Genomic DNA, 12,057 nt, shown 5'->3' on the forward strand with positions numbered 1-12,057 from the left:
GCGGCCCCATCCGAAACTCGATGGATCGCGGATTTCCATGTGCAGGCGATCCCGCAAGACCCGCCCGCAAATATGCCCGGTGATGGTGCCTTAAACGCTACAGTCCGGATCACGCTCATCGGTTACGCCCGCGTCTCCACCAACGCACAGGATCTCACCGCGCAACGCAACGCCCTCCGCGCGCTCGGCGTCGATGAGGACAACATCCACGTCGACCACGGCCTCACCGGCACTAACCGGGAACGGCCCGGCCTCCGTGAGGCGCTAGCGGCAGTGCGTGCCGGCGACACACTGGTTGTCGCAAAGCTCGACCGGCTCGCTCGGTCCCTGCCCGACGCGCGGGACATCGCGGACGAGCTCACACGGAAAGGTGTTGCGCTCAGCCTCGGCGGCAGCGTATACGACCCGAGCGACCCGGTCGGCCGGCTGCTGTTCAATGTGCTCGGGATGGTCGCAGAGTTCGAGTCCGACCTGATCCGGATGCGTACACGGGAAGGAATGGCCGTGGCGAAGGCGAAGGGCCGTCTCCGCGGGAAGAAGCCCAAACTCTCCGTCGCACAGGAAAGACACCTGGTGAATCTGCACCGCCAGGGTGCGCACACCACAGCCGAAATAGCCGAGCTGTTCGGTGTCGCTCGCTCCACCGTGTACCGCGCCATCCAACGAGCGGAAGGGGCCACCGCGACACGGTCTGCGACCTCGAACCGTGTGGTCTAAGGCGAAGAGCCGTTGTGAAGGACCAGAAACAACTCCCTCCTCAGCGACACCCGCTCCTGCCAGTAAAAACCGCGAAGCGGCTTGACGCTTTTTGAGAATATGTCACCATGTTTCCATGTCCGATATCGTGCAGATTTCCCAAGAGCCACACGGCTGGCAGGTCGAGCTGCCTGGGCAGGCGCAGTTCGGCTACGTACGCCTGGCGGATGCCCGACGGCGCGCCGAACAGCTGATCGACCGTCCCGGCTGGAGTGCAGTCCGCTGGGAGTACAGCGACGACTTCATGCAGGAAGCCGCCGAGCTATTCAAGCGGCGGCAAGCGTGGAAGCTCGAACAAGCCGCGATAGCCGAACAGACGGCGACGGTCATCCAGAATCTCGCGCTGCAGGGCCTCGCGATCGGCGATATCGCCGCGGCTGTCGGGGTTACGCGCGAACGCGTGGGTCAGCTCGTCGACGATCTCGCCGAAGAGATGTGGGGCGAAGGTGACCCGAACCAGCGTCTCCAGTTCGTCCGACTGATCCTCGAACGCGGCTGGAAGAACATCCGTGGCTACGGTCCACCACCTCCAGAGATCACTTGGGCCGGTCGACGGTTCGTACCGAACGGCGTCGCGTCCGGAGCCATGGGACAACCATTGCGCCACAGTTACGTCCAACAGGAGCAGAACGGAGTCGCCTCATGACCGCGAACAACCCGGGCCAGGCAGCGCTTGACAAGCTGGCCGAGGACTGGAACGCCGACGACGAGATCACCATCGAGCAGGACCCCACCCGCCGCCGCAGCGTGAAGATCATCGTGAGCACCCGATCCGGCTCAGGCTCAGAGCTGGCCATCACCCCGGGCGAGGCTGCCGACCTTTACTACCGGTTGGGAGAGCAGCTTGGCCTAAAGTGGGGTCGCCGCGAGCCTTCAGAACGCGATCAACGCGGTCAACACCGACTGGGTTCGCCTCGAGATTGCCAGAACGCTCCTCGACCAAGCGGGCGCCCTCACTGATCTCTCGAACAGCATCCACGACCTCGCTACTCACCATCCCCGCTTCGATGTCGACTCAGGGACCATCCTCACGGAGGAGGTCCAGTGACAAACTTGCGAGGGACCCGGTGGCGAGAGCGGGACCAGTGGGCCGGGCGGCGAGTGATCGAGGTCACCAACGACGTCGACGACATGACCAACCACTTCGTCCAAGCAATCACGCTCGAGAACACAGGTTATCCGGACAAAGTCGGCAAGCCACTCGCCCGCCCCATCTGCGTGAACACGCTCGTCAAACGATGGGTCAGGGAACCTGATCCGTCCGAAAGCTCCATCTGAGCTGACAGGACGCGAGTTCAGTTCAACTGCTGGCTGATCTATACCGTGCCACCAGCTTCATGGGTAGATTTCTAGAAGATCACGAGGGGGTGAATTTATGGAATCCCCGTAGGCCGTCCTGTGGATTGTTGCTAGGGTTGCTGTTGGAGGTGGTCACGGTGAACATGGCGACGACGACTCGCAACGCTTACGCGGAGTCTGCGAAGATCGGTATCCGAGAGATCACAAGGCGTTTGAACTCGGCGCTCGGCGCAACCTTGGTTGCATCCCTGGCTGGCAGCAAGGATCCGAAGATCAGCTACAAGTGGGCCCGAGCTGACGGCCCCGAGCCGAAGAATGATGCTGTGCGCCGGCTGCAGTTCGCGCACACTCAGTGGCTTGCGATCACGGCTTCCGAGGGCGAGCACGTCGCCCGGATGTGGTTCATCGGGTCGAACCCGCTCCTGGACTACGACACCCCCGTAGACGCCATCCGCGAGAACCGATTCAAGGAGGCAGCGGCAGCTGCAGCGGCGATGGTCGAGGACGGCTTCCTCGGGTGACGGATCGGGTTGATTCGGCAACCGGCCTACGCCTGGTAGCGAGCCCGAGCGCGCCGGTCTACCGGGTTGCGAAGTCGTCCTACGGCCCCATGAATCCACCCGTGCGGGAGGGCTCGAAGCGACGGGCATGGAACCGTTGGGACACCCCAGGTCGCACGGTCTATGCCTCGGACAGCACCGAAACCGCGTACATCGAGGCGCTGGCCTGGGCTCACGAGGAAGCAGCGAGCCATGATCGAGCCATCCGGAAGACGGCCGAGCTCTTCGGAATCTCGACCAAGAAGGCGCGCGCCATGGTCGAGGCCGACTGGCTGAAGGCCGGGAACATGCAACCGGGCTGGCTGCCGACGATCTGGCGTGACGGCCGGCGGATGTATCAGATGACGTTTCCCGACGGCTGGTGGATCGACGTTACGAGCAGCGACACCCTGTCGGCTGTCTCGGCCGCGCTCGAGGACCGGCTTCTCAAGTGGGGCATCACCGGCACCCTGACGGTGTCCGAGACGACATCGAACGACCGGAAGCTCACGACGCGAATTGCAACGTGGCTTCGCGAAGAGGTCACCTTGGACGATGGCAGTCAGCCGCTTGGGGTCCAGTTCGGCTCGAAGTACGGACGCTCGGGAGAGGCTGAGGGGACGTCGTGGGCCTACTGGATGCGGGCAGTCGACGCGGGCCTGTCAGCCGAGCCCGTGGTTGTCGACAGCGGCCTGCCGATCGAGCTGACAGACTCCGCCTTCAAGCGCGCACTCCAGTTCCACTACATCGAGTCCCGCTAGGACGGCTCGCCGTCAACGGCGATCGATTCGGTCGTTGAGGAATAGCTGTACCTATGAGGGCTCTCCCGCCCCGGAACCAGTGGCTGGAATCGGGCAGCATACGCGCGGAATGGTCCGCCTTCCGCTCGTATGAGGGTTCCCGGGATGGTCCACGTAAGTGCCCCGTGCGCCTCCAGTCGAGCCGGCAGCGTCGGCCCGATGACGTCAGGCTGATCGCCGTTTTCGCGGAACCCGGCAACCGATGCGAGGAGCGCGCCGTTACCACTGACAGGCGCTATCCCCGCATCTACGATGGTGACAGCCTCGGCGCCCGTGTTGATGGCCGTGACGTGGAAGCTGTAGCGGGGCGCTTGACCGATGGGGGTCTGGGCGCTCCTTGACATGACCACGCTGACTTGAGGCCATCTGATGATCGTGAGTGTAATTTGCCAGAGCAGCGCGACAAGCGACAGGATAATCGCGATGATCGCCAGAGTATTGTCACTGCCCGCATTCCGAGCGTCGGCGATGCGGTCGAGCTGGTAGACGATCTGAGCAGGGTCGCAGTCCATCTTCGGACTCTATCGGCGCACCGGGTACGCCGCTCTCGGCACATCGCTTCGGACTCGTCGACATCGACACCGGCATGGTCAAGGACCCGCGACCGCGAGGACGACATCGCGACGCGAGCGGTCACCATGAGGCTCTGCCTGATCGGGTAGCGGACGCAGTCGAGGGGCATGCGGCCAGCGGACGCAGGGCGCATGTGAGCTGAAGCCAAAGGAAAGTGAGCAATCCACAGAATTTCATAGACGATGCGACCGCGCGGGCCTATCGTTCAACCATGCGACTCTTCGTGATCGTGCCGATCGGGCTAGTGGCTGCCGCGGTCGTGTTCATGATCCAAGGCACGTTCTGGGTCGCAGTTTCTGCCCTGATCATCGCCGCACCCTGCATCGTCATCGCCAGCCTTTACGGAGCCATCGAACGTTGGTGGGAACGGCGCTCATTCGCCAAGGCGATACGAGACCAGCAGAACGGTACATTTGTCGAGGAATGGCGTCGTCACGTGTGAAACAGGCTGTTCCGGCCGCGATTGACGACGTCGTAGCGCTCATCCTTCGACGGTGAGGATGTGCAGGAGCCGCCAACCTTCCGGGACCCGAGATCGGAGCGCATCACGCGCGGCCATGTAGCCGATCCCCTCGGCCTCGAGCTCCTGTATCTCAGACGGGCGAATGCGGGCGGTGGCGACGACGGCACCGCCGGGCGCCATCGTGTTGTGCACCTGGAGCAGGTCGTACCCGTCGGGCACTTGCACCTCGATCGCCTCGCGCGCGGTCTGGACGTCGTCGGCCGACGCGGTCAGCTCCGTGACCTTGGTGGGCTGGATGACGCCGCGGATCCGCATGGCCCCAGGCTACGGCGCGCCACCGTCATCCTCCCCCGGCTCGTTGACGAGCTCGTACTCGACCACGTCACCGTCCCAGCCGCGTAGCCGGAACCGTTCACAGCGGCCGTCCGTGGTCGGAAGGTCGAATTCCGCCGGCGGCCGGCCGCCAAGCGCGGGGACCGAGTGCTCGATGGTCCGAGCCGGGTAGAGCAGCCGCGCGGGCAGGCTCTGAAACAGATCTTCGATCCCTGCCACGCCGCCCAGGCTACGCTGCCGAAGTCCGCGACACGGAACTTCAGCTGGCGCTTCACGGCGCGTACTTCAACAGCTCGTCGAGCTGGTAGGCGATCGCGCCGGTCGCCGATTCCCGAAGCTTGGGCATCGCCAACGCCGCGAACGTCACCGACGAGGCGAGCTCGCGCAGCGTGTCCGGGAGCGCGCTCCCCAAGTCGGTGTCGACGTCGGCGAGTTCGGTGAGAAGTTCCGGGAGCCGACCGAACGGCACGTGAAAGCTCAGCCCATCGGCGTCGGCCGGTGTCGCGTGGATCCGGGTCGGAAGATTCTGCGAGTCCTGAAGCATCCCCCATCCTGCCCACGGTCGGCGTGGCCGGACCAGAGCATGAACGCCGCTGTGGATATCTCGCGATCGTCGCGGGTGGGTCTGAGCCGCCTGCGGCGTCTCGCGGGGGACGTTCCCCCGCCCCCGCGAGACGCCCCCCGCGCGCCGCGCGCCCGCAAGCGGCCGCACAGGTCAGCGGTCAGAGGGCGTGGTAGCAGGCCGAGGGGGTCCGCTCGAGGTGTCCCTCACGGATGCCAAGTGTTCGAGCGCGGCGGCCGCCGCGGCCAAAGGGCGCGAGGTCGAGCTCGCGGTCGGTCAGGAGGCCCCAGCCGCCGACGAGCCCGGACGCCCGGCTCCCGGTCACTGTGAGCGTCGCGCCGGCACCTGGCCAGTCGTGTCGACGACCAGGGTGCTCTCTGCGCTGCGAAGCTTGCCCTGCAGACGAGCGAGATTCCCCGCTGTCGGCAGCGTCGGCGAATCCACCGCCACGGCGGTCGTCGTCTCCACCAGAGCGGAGAGCATCGGCCGCCACCGCTCCCCCGGCTTCGGCACCAGCACCTTCCGGTTCCACGTCGCGGTCACAGCCGGAGATCTCATCACGATGCTGACCGTTCGGCTGCTGCTCTCTTCCGGATCCGTGAACGCAAGACGCTGTCTGCCAGCCACCGGATCGACGGGAGCGCTTGCGCTCAGCGGCGGCGAGGCCGTGGCGCTGTCAGCTCAACCCCTTCCAGGAGGGCGCTGGCCTTGCAGTCGAGAGCGAAGGCGAGCCTGAGCAATGTGGTGACAGTTGGGCTCGTCAGCCCGTCCTCTGCCTTCGTCACGGTCGCTACGTGAATACCGGAATGGACAGCGAGCTCATTCTGCGACAGTCCCGCAGCTTGGCGGGCGGCACGGAGATTCTCCCCCAGCTGCCTACTGGATGCCTCGGTCATGGCCGATCGCCTCCCTGTCTTACAGCTGGGCTGGCTCCCCAGTCATGAAATCTAAAATAGTGGACGTGGTTACGTACTTAGGTTAGGTTCTAGAAACGGCATTGCTTTCAATGAGGAAAGGACGATTTCAGTTGATTTCTACACGTATGAGGATCCGTGCAGGCCTTGGTGCGATCGCCGCTGGTGCGCTCATCTTCTCGGGAGCAGTTGCTGCTCAAGCCTCGGAGACGCCGGGCGCTGAAACCGTGACGTTGAACGTTTCTGAGGCGATGGTGCCAGCCGGATTTGATCCTGCGGTGGCCGAAGCCAATGGGTACAAGATCGTCACGGATAGCACCGGGGAGCAACGTTCGGTTCCAGTGAGCGCCGAGGCGATCGCGTTCGAAGAACGGCTGGCGAGCTCGGCTCTAAAGGCCCGAACGACCTGGGTGCAGGGCCCGTGCGGCAATTCGTGGATCAACGCGGTGTCCAAGGGTAACTCGAAGTTCATCTCCACCGGTTACGTCGTTCCTCGCCCGGTGATCGCCAAGCTCTGGATTGTCCAGGTGTGGGGATGGAGTGGTCTTCCGTCCTTCAGCTGGAGTGGTCCAAGTGGGGCGTCCTGGAGCAGTAGCTGGTCATTCTCCGGTGGTGGCGACTTCGCGAACGTCCTTCCGGGATCGAACGTCGTGATGAACAATGGAACGGTCTGCGTGTCCGGCTCGCCGGGCGAAAACTTCCATTCCTGAAATCGGAAAAGGAGCGGGTGCTGTTCTCAGAACGGCACCCGCTCCTTTTCTGTTCTAGTTGGAGACGAACGTGTTCAGCGTTTTCGAATACTCGGCGCTGTCGCGACGTGTCACAGCAGAAACCACGAGGGTCGCGTCACTTAGTCTCCTGAAATAGGAGCCGTCAAGTGGGAGCTCGATGACGACCCGCAAGCCCGCTTCCCACGCGCGACGCACGCTGTCGACGACTGCCATTTCAGCCCCGGGTGCAGAGCTGAGGCTCTCCCGCCACAGACTCACCCCCTGGCTGACATCAAGGTCGAACGCATCGATAAGGGTGGCGGTGCTCGGGGGGACGGCCCAGAGGTCAGAACGCTCGCTCATCGAGCGGGGATCCGCTTCCTGCACGCGTCGCAGATGGTCGAGGCTCTGTTTCCAGGTTCGCTCCCAGGTTCCGACGAGCACCGGATCAGCAGAAGCAGACGGCTCTCCGGCAAGCTCGGCGGGCGGCAGTGAAGGCTCGGCGTTGCCGATCGCCCGATGCCTCAACCACAGCAGGTCAAGAAGATGTGAACCATCCGAAACTCGGATTGACATCTCCTCCGGCCACCCGGTCGTCTCCTGCGCATCCTGAAAGAGCATCTGTGCCACCCTCCGATCTGGTCTTGCCATCCTTCCATGGGCTGGCATCGAAATACGCCGCGTCATCTGCTCACATGCTTCACTTCTCCTGCAAGGCCCGGTACGGTCATGCTCAGCCCAGCGACGGGGGTCTGCGTCGCGTGGATCCGGGTCGGAGGATTCTGTGAGTCCCGAAGCACTCCATGCTGTGCACGGTCGGCGTGGCCGGACCAGAGCATGAACGCCGCTGTGGATATCTCGCGATCGTCGCGGCTGGGTCTGAGCCGCCTGCGGCGTCTCGCGGGGGACGTTCCCCCGCACCCCGCGGGCCGCGGCGCGCAAGCGCACCCCGGGACGAGGAGCAGGGCAGGTCGCGGCCTCGAGGTGCAAGCGGTGGCGGTGGGGGTGATCGGGGCGAGCTCGCTGTCGACGAGGTGGTGCGGAGGGCGGCTGAGCGGGGTGAAGTTGCTGTGAAGGGTGGGTCCAGTTTGGGGGTCATCCGGTGTGCAGCTGGCGGACGAGCGCGGGTCGCTCGCGGGATTCCGGCGCGAGCATCCCGCGCTCGTCGACGTCGACGTGCCGGCGGTGGATCCGCCCGGTCCGGTCGGTCACGTCGACGGCGAGCTGGCGGCTCGTGAGGAGCCCGTGTCCGGTGCCGATCCCGGCCACAGTGCCGCCGGCGCCAGTGAGGCTGGCGCGTGCGCCCGGCCACATCCCGTCGACCAGGAGTACGCTCTCGTGCTGGCGCAGCTTTCCGGTCAGCCGGGCGAGATCTCCGGATGCTGGACGTGAGCTCGGGCGCACGGCGACGGCGGTCATGATCTCTACCAGGGTGGAGAGCGCCGGCCACCACTGCTTGCCGGGATGTGGGACGAGCACGAGCCGATCCAGGTCGACGCCGGCCGCGGCCGCAGCTTCGACACCGAAGTCGGGCATGCCGACCACGGCGCACCAACCGCCGGCGGCCGAGACGCCAGCGAGCATCCCCTGCAGCAGCGTCATTGACCCGCTCACCGTGTAGGCGGCGCCGGTCATCAGCGCGCCACCTGGCAACAGCTCCGCGATCGCGTCCTGTGCCGGTAGCCGGCGCTCCTCGAGGCGCGAACCCTGCATGGCGCGAATCCGCGCCTGCAACTCAAGCACCCGCTCCCCCGCGTCAGCCGCGGCCGCCTGACCCATCCCGGTTCCCCTTCCTCGCCCTTTCCTCGCCTGATCGTCGTATTGGGTGTCTTATTGAGTGACTATACCTCGACTAAATAGGCGACTAGCTGGTACGCTAGGGCTATGACGGATCTCGCAATGCGCCCGTTGGGGCGGGCGGCGCACAGGGCGTCGGTGGAGTCGGCGTCGCCGGCGATCGTCGCGCGCCTGCAGGAGGTGCTCGGACGCGACGTCGTGGCGGTCATCACCGGCAAGACACCGCGGCAGGTGTCGCGGTGGATCTCCGGTGAGGCCAAGCCGCCGCTGGATGAGCAGCGCTTGCTGCGCGACACCTTCCAGGTGGTCGAACTGCTGGCCGAGGTTGATCCGGACGAGGTCGTGCGGGCGTGGTTCATTGGGATGAACCCGCAGCTCGAGGACGCTGCACCGGCCGAGGCCATCGCCGAGGGACGTGTCCGCGACGTCATGGCCGCCGCCCGCGCGTTCGTCAATGCCGGCTGAGCTCGCCCTCCTCGCCGCGCCGTCCTCGCTCTGGAGAGTCGAGCGGATCGACCCGGCCCTTCGCTTCTCGCAGCTCAACCCGGTCGATGTGATGAACGAGCGGGCCGGAAACCGGTTCGACATCCCCGGGGCTGGCGTCCTCTACGGGGCGACCACCCCCGAGGGTGGCTTCGCTGAGACGCTCGCCGGCTTCCGGCCGAAGGCGTCGATGATCGGCGCGTTCTCACAGATCGAGACCGACCCTGGCCGTGTTGGCCCCGGCGAGGTGCCCGCATCCTGGCTAGCTACCCGCCGGCTGCGCGAGTTCGAGGTCACCGGGTCGCTCCCCTTCGTGGACCTCGAGGCGACGGCCACGCACACCTACCTCACCCGCGAGGCGGTGCCCGTCCTGCGCCACCAGGAGCTCGAGAACCTCGACGTCGCCGACGTTCGCGGTCCCAACCGGCTCCTGACGCGCGCGATCGCCAGCTGGCTTTACTCGCGAACCGACCAACACGGGCGGCCGCTCTACGCCGGCATCCGCTACATGTCCCGGCTCGGAGACTTCGAGTGCTGGGCCGTCTTCGACGGCACGCCCGTCGAACTGCGCGCAACCTACGATCTGCAGGCCGCGGACCCGGCTCTTCGTGCGGTTCTTGACCTGTTCGGAATGGTGATCCACTGACGGCTGTGCTGGTCGGCTTGGACCTCCGCAGTGAGCTCTGAGCCAGCTGTCTCGTGGGGGCGTTCCACCACTCGTCGGCGAGATCGGGACCGTCACCGATCGGCCCGACCGTAGCCGAATCGACGCCCCGCTGCAGGAGCCGCCAACCTTCCGGGACCCCGGGTTAGGTGAGATTCATGGGTGGAGTGTTCGCGCCGGTCCCTTCGCTCTTGCTTAGCCTGAGTAGCCCCGGTGGGTGTTCTCCTTGATGAACGCCATCAGCGAGTCGCGGGAAATGTCCTTCCGGCTTCCGATCTTGGTGCGTTCGATATCGCCGCGGTTGGTCAGCTCGTAGACCGCAGAGTACGGGATACCCAGCGCTGCTCCGGCGTCCTTGAGCGATAGCAGCATCGGCCCGGAGTCCGACAGTAGGTGCGGTCGGATCTCCTTCGTCTGCTCGGCTTCGACCACTTCAACTTCGGATGCGGTGGTTTTCCACGAGCCGACGTAGCCGAACGGACGATCAAACTCCTCTTGAACCTTGCGAGCTGCGTCTTCTTCATCAGTGGCGCGCACCCAACGCTCAGCGACTTGCACGCGTGTGACCGCGACCTTGTATCTCATGTACGTCGCCTGCTTCTGAACCTGCTTGACGGGTCGCCTCTTTGCCGGACTCATTGCGCGCTTGGCGCGAACACGCCGCATCGCCCGAGCTGTAGCGCCAATGTGCTCGTCATCAACGGCGACTGCTGCTGGTGTCTCTTGGGTTTGGGTCAACGGCGTTGGACGCGTATCGTGCTCGGTTGGCTCAGGCCACATAACGCCCCGTTCCATCGGCTCGGCACACCAGGAGGAACCGCGCCCGGAAACCCGCACCAGTCCACGATTGGCGAGCGCTCTGGCGGTGATCCGGTGCGCGTAGTCGTTGTCGGGATAGACGCCGGGCGGACAACCGTCCTTGATCCAGTCAAGGACGGCGATCTGTGCAGGATTGAGCGTGATCAGACTCCGCTCCGCTAGCTCCGTCATGTCGCTGGGTTGAGTGTTCGGGATCGGCGGTAGAAGGTCGCGCGAGACATTCCGAGGTCCCGGGCGACCTGTGCAACCGGTTCGCCGCCGTTGACGAGATGTAGAGCGCTTCGTATCTGGCTGTCCGTGACTCGTTGTGGTCGGCCGCCGAGGTTCCCACCGGCGTCGCGGCGTTTGCTGATCGAGTCGAGGACGCGTTCGCGTTTGATTTCGTGTTCCATCTGGGCCAGGGCGGCCATGATGGTGAACAGCATCGACCCCATCGGTGTGGACGTGTCAACATCACCACCGCCGAGGTTGAGCACGCGAAGACCGGCACCGCGGATGCGGAGCTCATCGGCGAGAGCGAGCATGTTCAGCGTTGATCGCCCAAGCCGGTCCAGGGTGGTGATCACGAGGGTGTCCTCTGACTCAAGCGCGGCGAGTGCTTGGTCGAATCGGGGGCGGGACGCCCGTGCGCCCGAGACGCCGCGGTCGACATACAGGTCGTCGTGTCGAACACCGGCAGCGAGTAGGTCCGCTTCCTGTCGGTCGGTGGACTGTTGGCGTGTTGAGACGCGCGCGTATCCGATCAGCTTCGCCACAACACTCCCGGTGTCTTGTAACTAAGGATGGGTACTGAGATTCAACCACATAGTTTCGATACATAGTTACGAGAATCGCCGGTTCGCGAGACTCCGCCAATCCGGCACCGAGAGGCCGGGTGTCGACGAGACGTCTTATATCCATAGAGATACGAGACTGAGACTGTCCCTGTCAAGAGCCGAGGGTCGACGGCACAGACCAAAAGGAGACCCTCATGCCCCCGCGCCTCCCCCGCGAACTCAGCGCGTCACAGCTCGACGAAATGCTGGCGCCGATCGCCGCACTGATCGCGGATCCCCGAGACTGCGAACCCGAGGCGCTACTCATTCTGGAGCGCCTCGCGTATCTGGTCAGCAGAGGGCCGGCCCGCGACGGGCGCGCCGAGTTCTTGAAGAGCATCAACGTCTCGGCGATGACGCTCTTCCTCGAGGACATCCGTCACGACACCCCTGACGGCGCGCCCAACTGGTTCCGGTTGGCCCAGGTGCTCGGCCGTGATCCCCGCTCCGTGCGAAAGGCGTTCTCCGGCTGGATCGCCCCCACCGTCTAGCGGGCGGGAATACTCGGTGTTCCAACAGCGCTTCCAATG

Annotated in this window: 21 protein-coding genes; 11 read left to right on the forward strand and 10 right to left on the reverse strand. The window is 64.9% G+C overall.

The genetic code is table 11. From position 1 onward, the window contains the following. The first annotated feature begins 72 nt into the window (after nucleotides 1-72). The 6 genes from ACPPVW_RS18100 (at nucleotide 73) to ACPPVW_RS18125 (ending at nucleotide 3,355) form a co-directional block, all read left to right on the forward strand. Nucleotides 73-717: a recombinase family protein gene (locus tag ACPPVW_RS18100; RefSeq protein WP_426626342.1), complete on the forward strand. Its 645-nt coding sequence runs from the start codon at nucleotides 73-75 to the stop codon at nucleotides 715-717. Between the two features lie 115 nt (nucleotides 718-832). After that, nucleotides 833-1,402 (forward strand): hypothetical protein, encoded by a 570-nt coding sequence (locus tag ACPPVW_RS18105; RefSeq protein WP_426624440.1) that lies wholly within the window; start codon nucleotides 833-835, stop codon nucleotides 1,400-1,402. Next, nucleotides 1,399-1,716: a hypothetical protein gene (locus tag ACPPVW_RS18110; protein ID WP_426624441.1), complete on the forward strand. Its 318-nt coding sequence runs from the start codon at nucleotides 1,399-1,401 to the stop codon at nucleotides 1,714-1,716. Before ACPPVW_RS18105 ends, ACPPVW_RS18110 begins: the two co-directional genes overlap by 4 nt. 141 nt (nucleotides 1,717-1,857) lie before the next feature. Continuing rightward, entirely contained in the window at nucleotides 1,858-2,034 is a 177-nt protein-coding gene (locus ACPPVW_RS18115) for a hypothetical protein (protein WP_426624442.1), read from the forward strand. A gap of 149 nt (nucleotides 2,035-2,183) precedes the next feature. Next, nucleotides 2,184-2,576, forward strand: coding sequence for a hypothetical protein (locus ACPPVW_RS18120; RefSeq protein ID WP_426626343.1), 393 nt, complete (start codon nucleotides 2,184-2,186; stop codon nucleotides 2,574-2,576). Beyond that, on the forward strand, nucleotides 2,573-3,355 hold the full coding sequence (locus ACPPVW_RS18125) for a hypothetical protein (protein ID WP_426624443.1): 783 nt from the start codon (nucleotides 2,573-2,575) through the stop codon (nucleotides 3,353-3,355). Before ACPPVW_RS18120 ends, ACPPVW_RS18125 begins: the two co-directional genes overlap by 4 nt. On the opposite strand, the gene ACPPVW_RS18130 is transcribed toward ACPPVW_RS18125, so the two are convergent. Next, nucleotides 3,352-3,906: a hypothetical protein gene (locus tag ACPPVW_RS18130; protein WP_426624444.1), complete on the reverse strand. Its 555-nt coding sequence runs from the start codon at nucleotides 3,904-3,906 to the stop codon at nucleotides 3,352-3,354. The genes ACPPVW_RS18125 and ACPPVW_RS18130 overlap by 4 nt on opposite strands. Nucleotides 3,907-4,121: 215 nt before the next feature. Between ACPPVW_RS18130 and ACPPVW_RS18135 the strand changes: the two genes are divergently transcribed. Further along, complete coding sequence (locus tag ACPPVW_RS18135; RefSeq protein WP_426624445.1) at nucleotides 4,122-4,409, forward strand: hypothetical protein; 288 nt, start codon at nucleotides 4,122-4,124, stop codon at nucleotides 4,407-4,409. A gap of 39 nt (nucleotides 4,410-4,448) precedes the next feature. Here ACPPVW_RS18135 and ACPPVW_RS18140 read toward each other — a convergent pair whose 3' ends face one another. The 5 genes from ACPPVW_RS18140 to ACPPVW_RS18160 form a co-directional block, all read right to left on the reverse strand. Further along, on the reverse strand, nucleotides 4,449-4,745 hold the full coding sequence (locus ACPPVW_RS18140) for a hypothetical protein (protein ID WP_426624446.1): 297 nt from the start codon (nucleotides 4,743-4,745) through the stop codon (nucleotides 4,449-4,451). A 9-nt stretch (nucleotides 4,746-4,754) separates the two neighbouring features. Continuing rightward, entirely contained in the window at nucleotides 4,755-4,982 is a 228-nt protein-coding gene (locus ACPPVW_RS18145) for a hypothetical protein (RefSeq protein WP_426624447.1), read from the reverse strand. A 52-nt stretch (nucleotides 4,983-5,034) separates the two neighbouring features. Beyond that, entirely contained in the window at nucleotides 5,035-5,307 is a 273-nt protein-coding gene (locus ACPPVW_RS18150; RefSeq protein ID WP_426624448.1) for a hypothetical protein, read from the reverse strand. A 339-nt stretch (nucleotides 5,308-5,646) separates the two neighbouring features. Next, nucleotides 5,647-5,868 (reverse strand): hypothetical protein, encoded by a 222-nt coding sequence (locus ACPPVW_RS18155; protein WP_426624449.1) that lies wholly within the window; start codon nucleotides 5,866-5,868, stop codon nucleotides 5,647-5,649. A 107-nt stretch (nucleotides 5,869-5,975) separates the two neighbouring features. Beyond that, nucleotides 5,976-6,221 carry a helix-turn-helix domain-containing protein gene (locus ACPPVW_RS18160; RefSeq protein WP_426624450.1) on the reverse strand — a complete coding sequence of 82 codons (246 nt, stop codon included), beginning with the start codon at nucleotides 6,219-6,221 and terminating at the stop codon, nucleotides 5,976-5,978. A gap of 146 nt (nucleotides 6,222-6,367) precedes the next feature. Here ACPPVW_RS18160 and ACPPVW_RS18165 point away from each other — a divergent pair, with 146 nt between their 5' ends. Beyond that, nucleotides 6,368-6,949 (forward strand): hypothetical protein, encoded by a 582-nt coding sequence (locus tag ACPPVW_RS18165; RefSeq protein ID WP_426624451.1) that lies wholly within the window; start codon nucleotides 6,368-6,370, stop codon nucleotides 6,947-6,949. A gap of 54 nt (nucleotides 6,950-7,003) precedes the next feature. Here ACPPVW_RS18165 and ACPPVW_RS18170 read toward each other — a convergent pair whose 3' ends face one another. Together ACPPVW_RS18170 and ACPPVW_RS18175 are read right to left on the reverse strand one after the other, a co-directional pair. Then, a complete protein-coding gene (locus ACPPVW_RS18170) occupies nucleotides 7,004-7,579 on the reverse strand; it encodes a hypothetical protein (protein WP_426624452.1) in 576 nt (191 codons plus the stop codon). A gap of 465 nt (nucleotides 7,580-8,044) precedes the next feature. Further along, nucleotides 8,045-8,728: a hypothetical protein gene (locus ACPPVW_RS18175; RefSeq protein WP_426624453.1), complete on the reverse strand. Its 684-nt coding sequence runs from the start codon at nucleotides 8,726-8,728 to the stop codon at nucleotides 8,045-8,047. Between the two features lie 105 nt (nucleotides 8,729-8,833). Between ACPPVW_RS18175 and ACPPVW_RS18180 the strand changes: the two genes are divergently transcribed. Together ACPPVW_RS18180 and ACPPVW_RS18185 are read left to right on the forward strand one after the other, a co-directional pair. Then, nucleotides 8,834-9,211, forward strand: coding sequence for a hypothetical protein (locus ACPPVW_RS18180; protein WP_426624454.1), 378 nt, complete (start codon nucleotides 8,834-8,836; stop codon nucleotides 9,209-9,211). Beyond that, a complete protein-coding gene (locus ACPPVW_RS18185) occupies nucleotides 9,201-9,875 on the forward strand; it encodes an RES family NAD+ phosphorylase (protein ID WP_426624455.1) in 675 nt (224 codons plus the stop codon). The genes ACPPVW_RS18180 and ACPPVW_RS18185 overlap by 11 nt, the downstream gene beginning before the upstream one ends. 213 nt (nucleotides 9,876-10,088) lie before the next feature. On the opposite strand, the gene ACPPVW_RS18190 is transcribed toward ACPPVW_RS18185, so the two are convergent. Together ACPPVW_RS18190 and ACPPVW_RS18195 are read right to left on the reverse strand one after the other, a co-directional pair. Then, nucleotides 10,089-10,883 (reverse strand): helix-turn-helix domain-containing protein, encoded by a 795-nt coding sequence (locus tag ACPPVW_RS18190; protein ID WP_426624456.1) that lies wholly within the window; start codon nucleotides 10,881-10,883, stop codon nucleotides 10,089-10,091. Next, nucleotides 10,880-11,467, reverse strand: a complete 588-nt coding sequence (locus tag ACPPVW_RS18195; protein WP_426624457.1) for a recombinase family protein — start codon at nucleotides 11,465-11,467, stop codon at nucleotides 10,880-10,882. Before ACPPVW_RS18195 ends, ACPPVW_RS18190 begins: the two co-directional genes overlap by 4 nt. A gap of 215 nt (nucleotides 11,468-11,682) precedes the next feature. On the opposite strand from ACPPVW_RS18195, the gene ACPPVW_RS18200 reads away from it, so the two are divergent. Next, a complete protein-coding gene (locus ACPPVW_RS18200; protein ID WP_426624458.1) occupies nucleotides 11,683-12,018 on the forward strand; it encodes a hypothetical protein in 336 nt (111 codons plus the stop codon). Nucleotides 12,019-12,057 lie beyond the last annotated feature (39 nt).

Origin of the sequence: Leifsonia sp. McL0607, assembly GCF_049993355.1 — a bacterium.
GTDB lineage: Bacteria > Actinomycetota > Actinomycetes > Actinomycetales > Microbacteriaceae > Leifsonia.

Coding starts and splice junctions, on each gene's coding strand:
- ACPPVW_RS18185 (WP_426624455.1), top strand. CDS start 9,201: ATGCCGGCTGAGCTCGCCCTCCTCGCCGCGCCGTCCTCGCTCTGGAGA.
- ACPPVW_RS18140 (WP_426624446.1), bottom strand. CDS start 4,745: ATGCGGATCCGCGGCGTCATCCAGCCCACCAAGGTCACGGAGCTGACC.
- ACPPVW_RS18180 (WP_426624454.1), top strand. CDS start 8,834: ATGACGGATCTCGCAATGCGCCCGTTGGGGCGGGCGGCGCACAGGGCG.
- ACPPVW_RS18190 (WP_426624456.1), bottom strand. CDS start 10,883: ATGACGGAGCTAGCGGAGCGGAGTCTGATCACGCTCAATCCTGCACAG.
- ACPPVW_RS18165 (WP_426624451.1), top strand. CDS start 6,368: ATGAGGATCCGTGCAGGCCTTGGTGCGATCGCCGCTGGTGCGCTCATC.
- ACPPVW_RS18110 (WP_426624441.1), top strand. CDS start 1,399: ATGACCGCGAACAACCCGGGCCAGGCAGCGCTTGACAAGCTGGCCGAG.
- ACPPVW_RS18105 (WP_426624440.1), top strand. CDS start 833: ATGTCCGATATCGTGCAGATTTCCCAAGAGCCACACGGCTGGCAGGTC.
- ACPPVW_RS18175 (WP_426624453.1), bottom strand. CDS start 8,728: ATGGGTCAGGCGGCCGCGGCTGACGCGGGGGAGCGGGTGCTTGAGTTG.
- ACPPVW_RS18130 (WP_426624444.1), bottom strand. CDS start 3,906: ATGGACTGCGACCCTGCTCAGATCGTCTACCAGCTCGACCGCATCGCC.
- ACPPVW_RS18100 (WP_426626342.1), top strand. CDS start 73: ATGCCCGGTGATGGTGCCTTAAACGCTACAGTCCGGATCACGCTCATC.
- ACPPVW_RS18160 (WP_426624450.1), bottom strand. CDS start 6,221: ATGACCGAGGCATCCAGTAGGCAGCTGGGGGAGAATCTCCGTGCCGCC.
- ACPPVW_RS18150 (WP_426624448.1), bottom strand. CDS start 5,307: ATGCTTCAGGACTCGCAGAATCTTCCGACCCGGATCCACGCGACACCG.
- ACPPVW_RS18200 (WP_426624458.1), top strand. CDS start 11,683: ATGCCCCCGCGCCTCCCCCGCGAACTCAGCGCGTCACAGCTCGACGAA.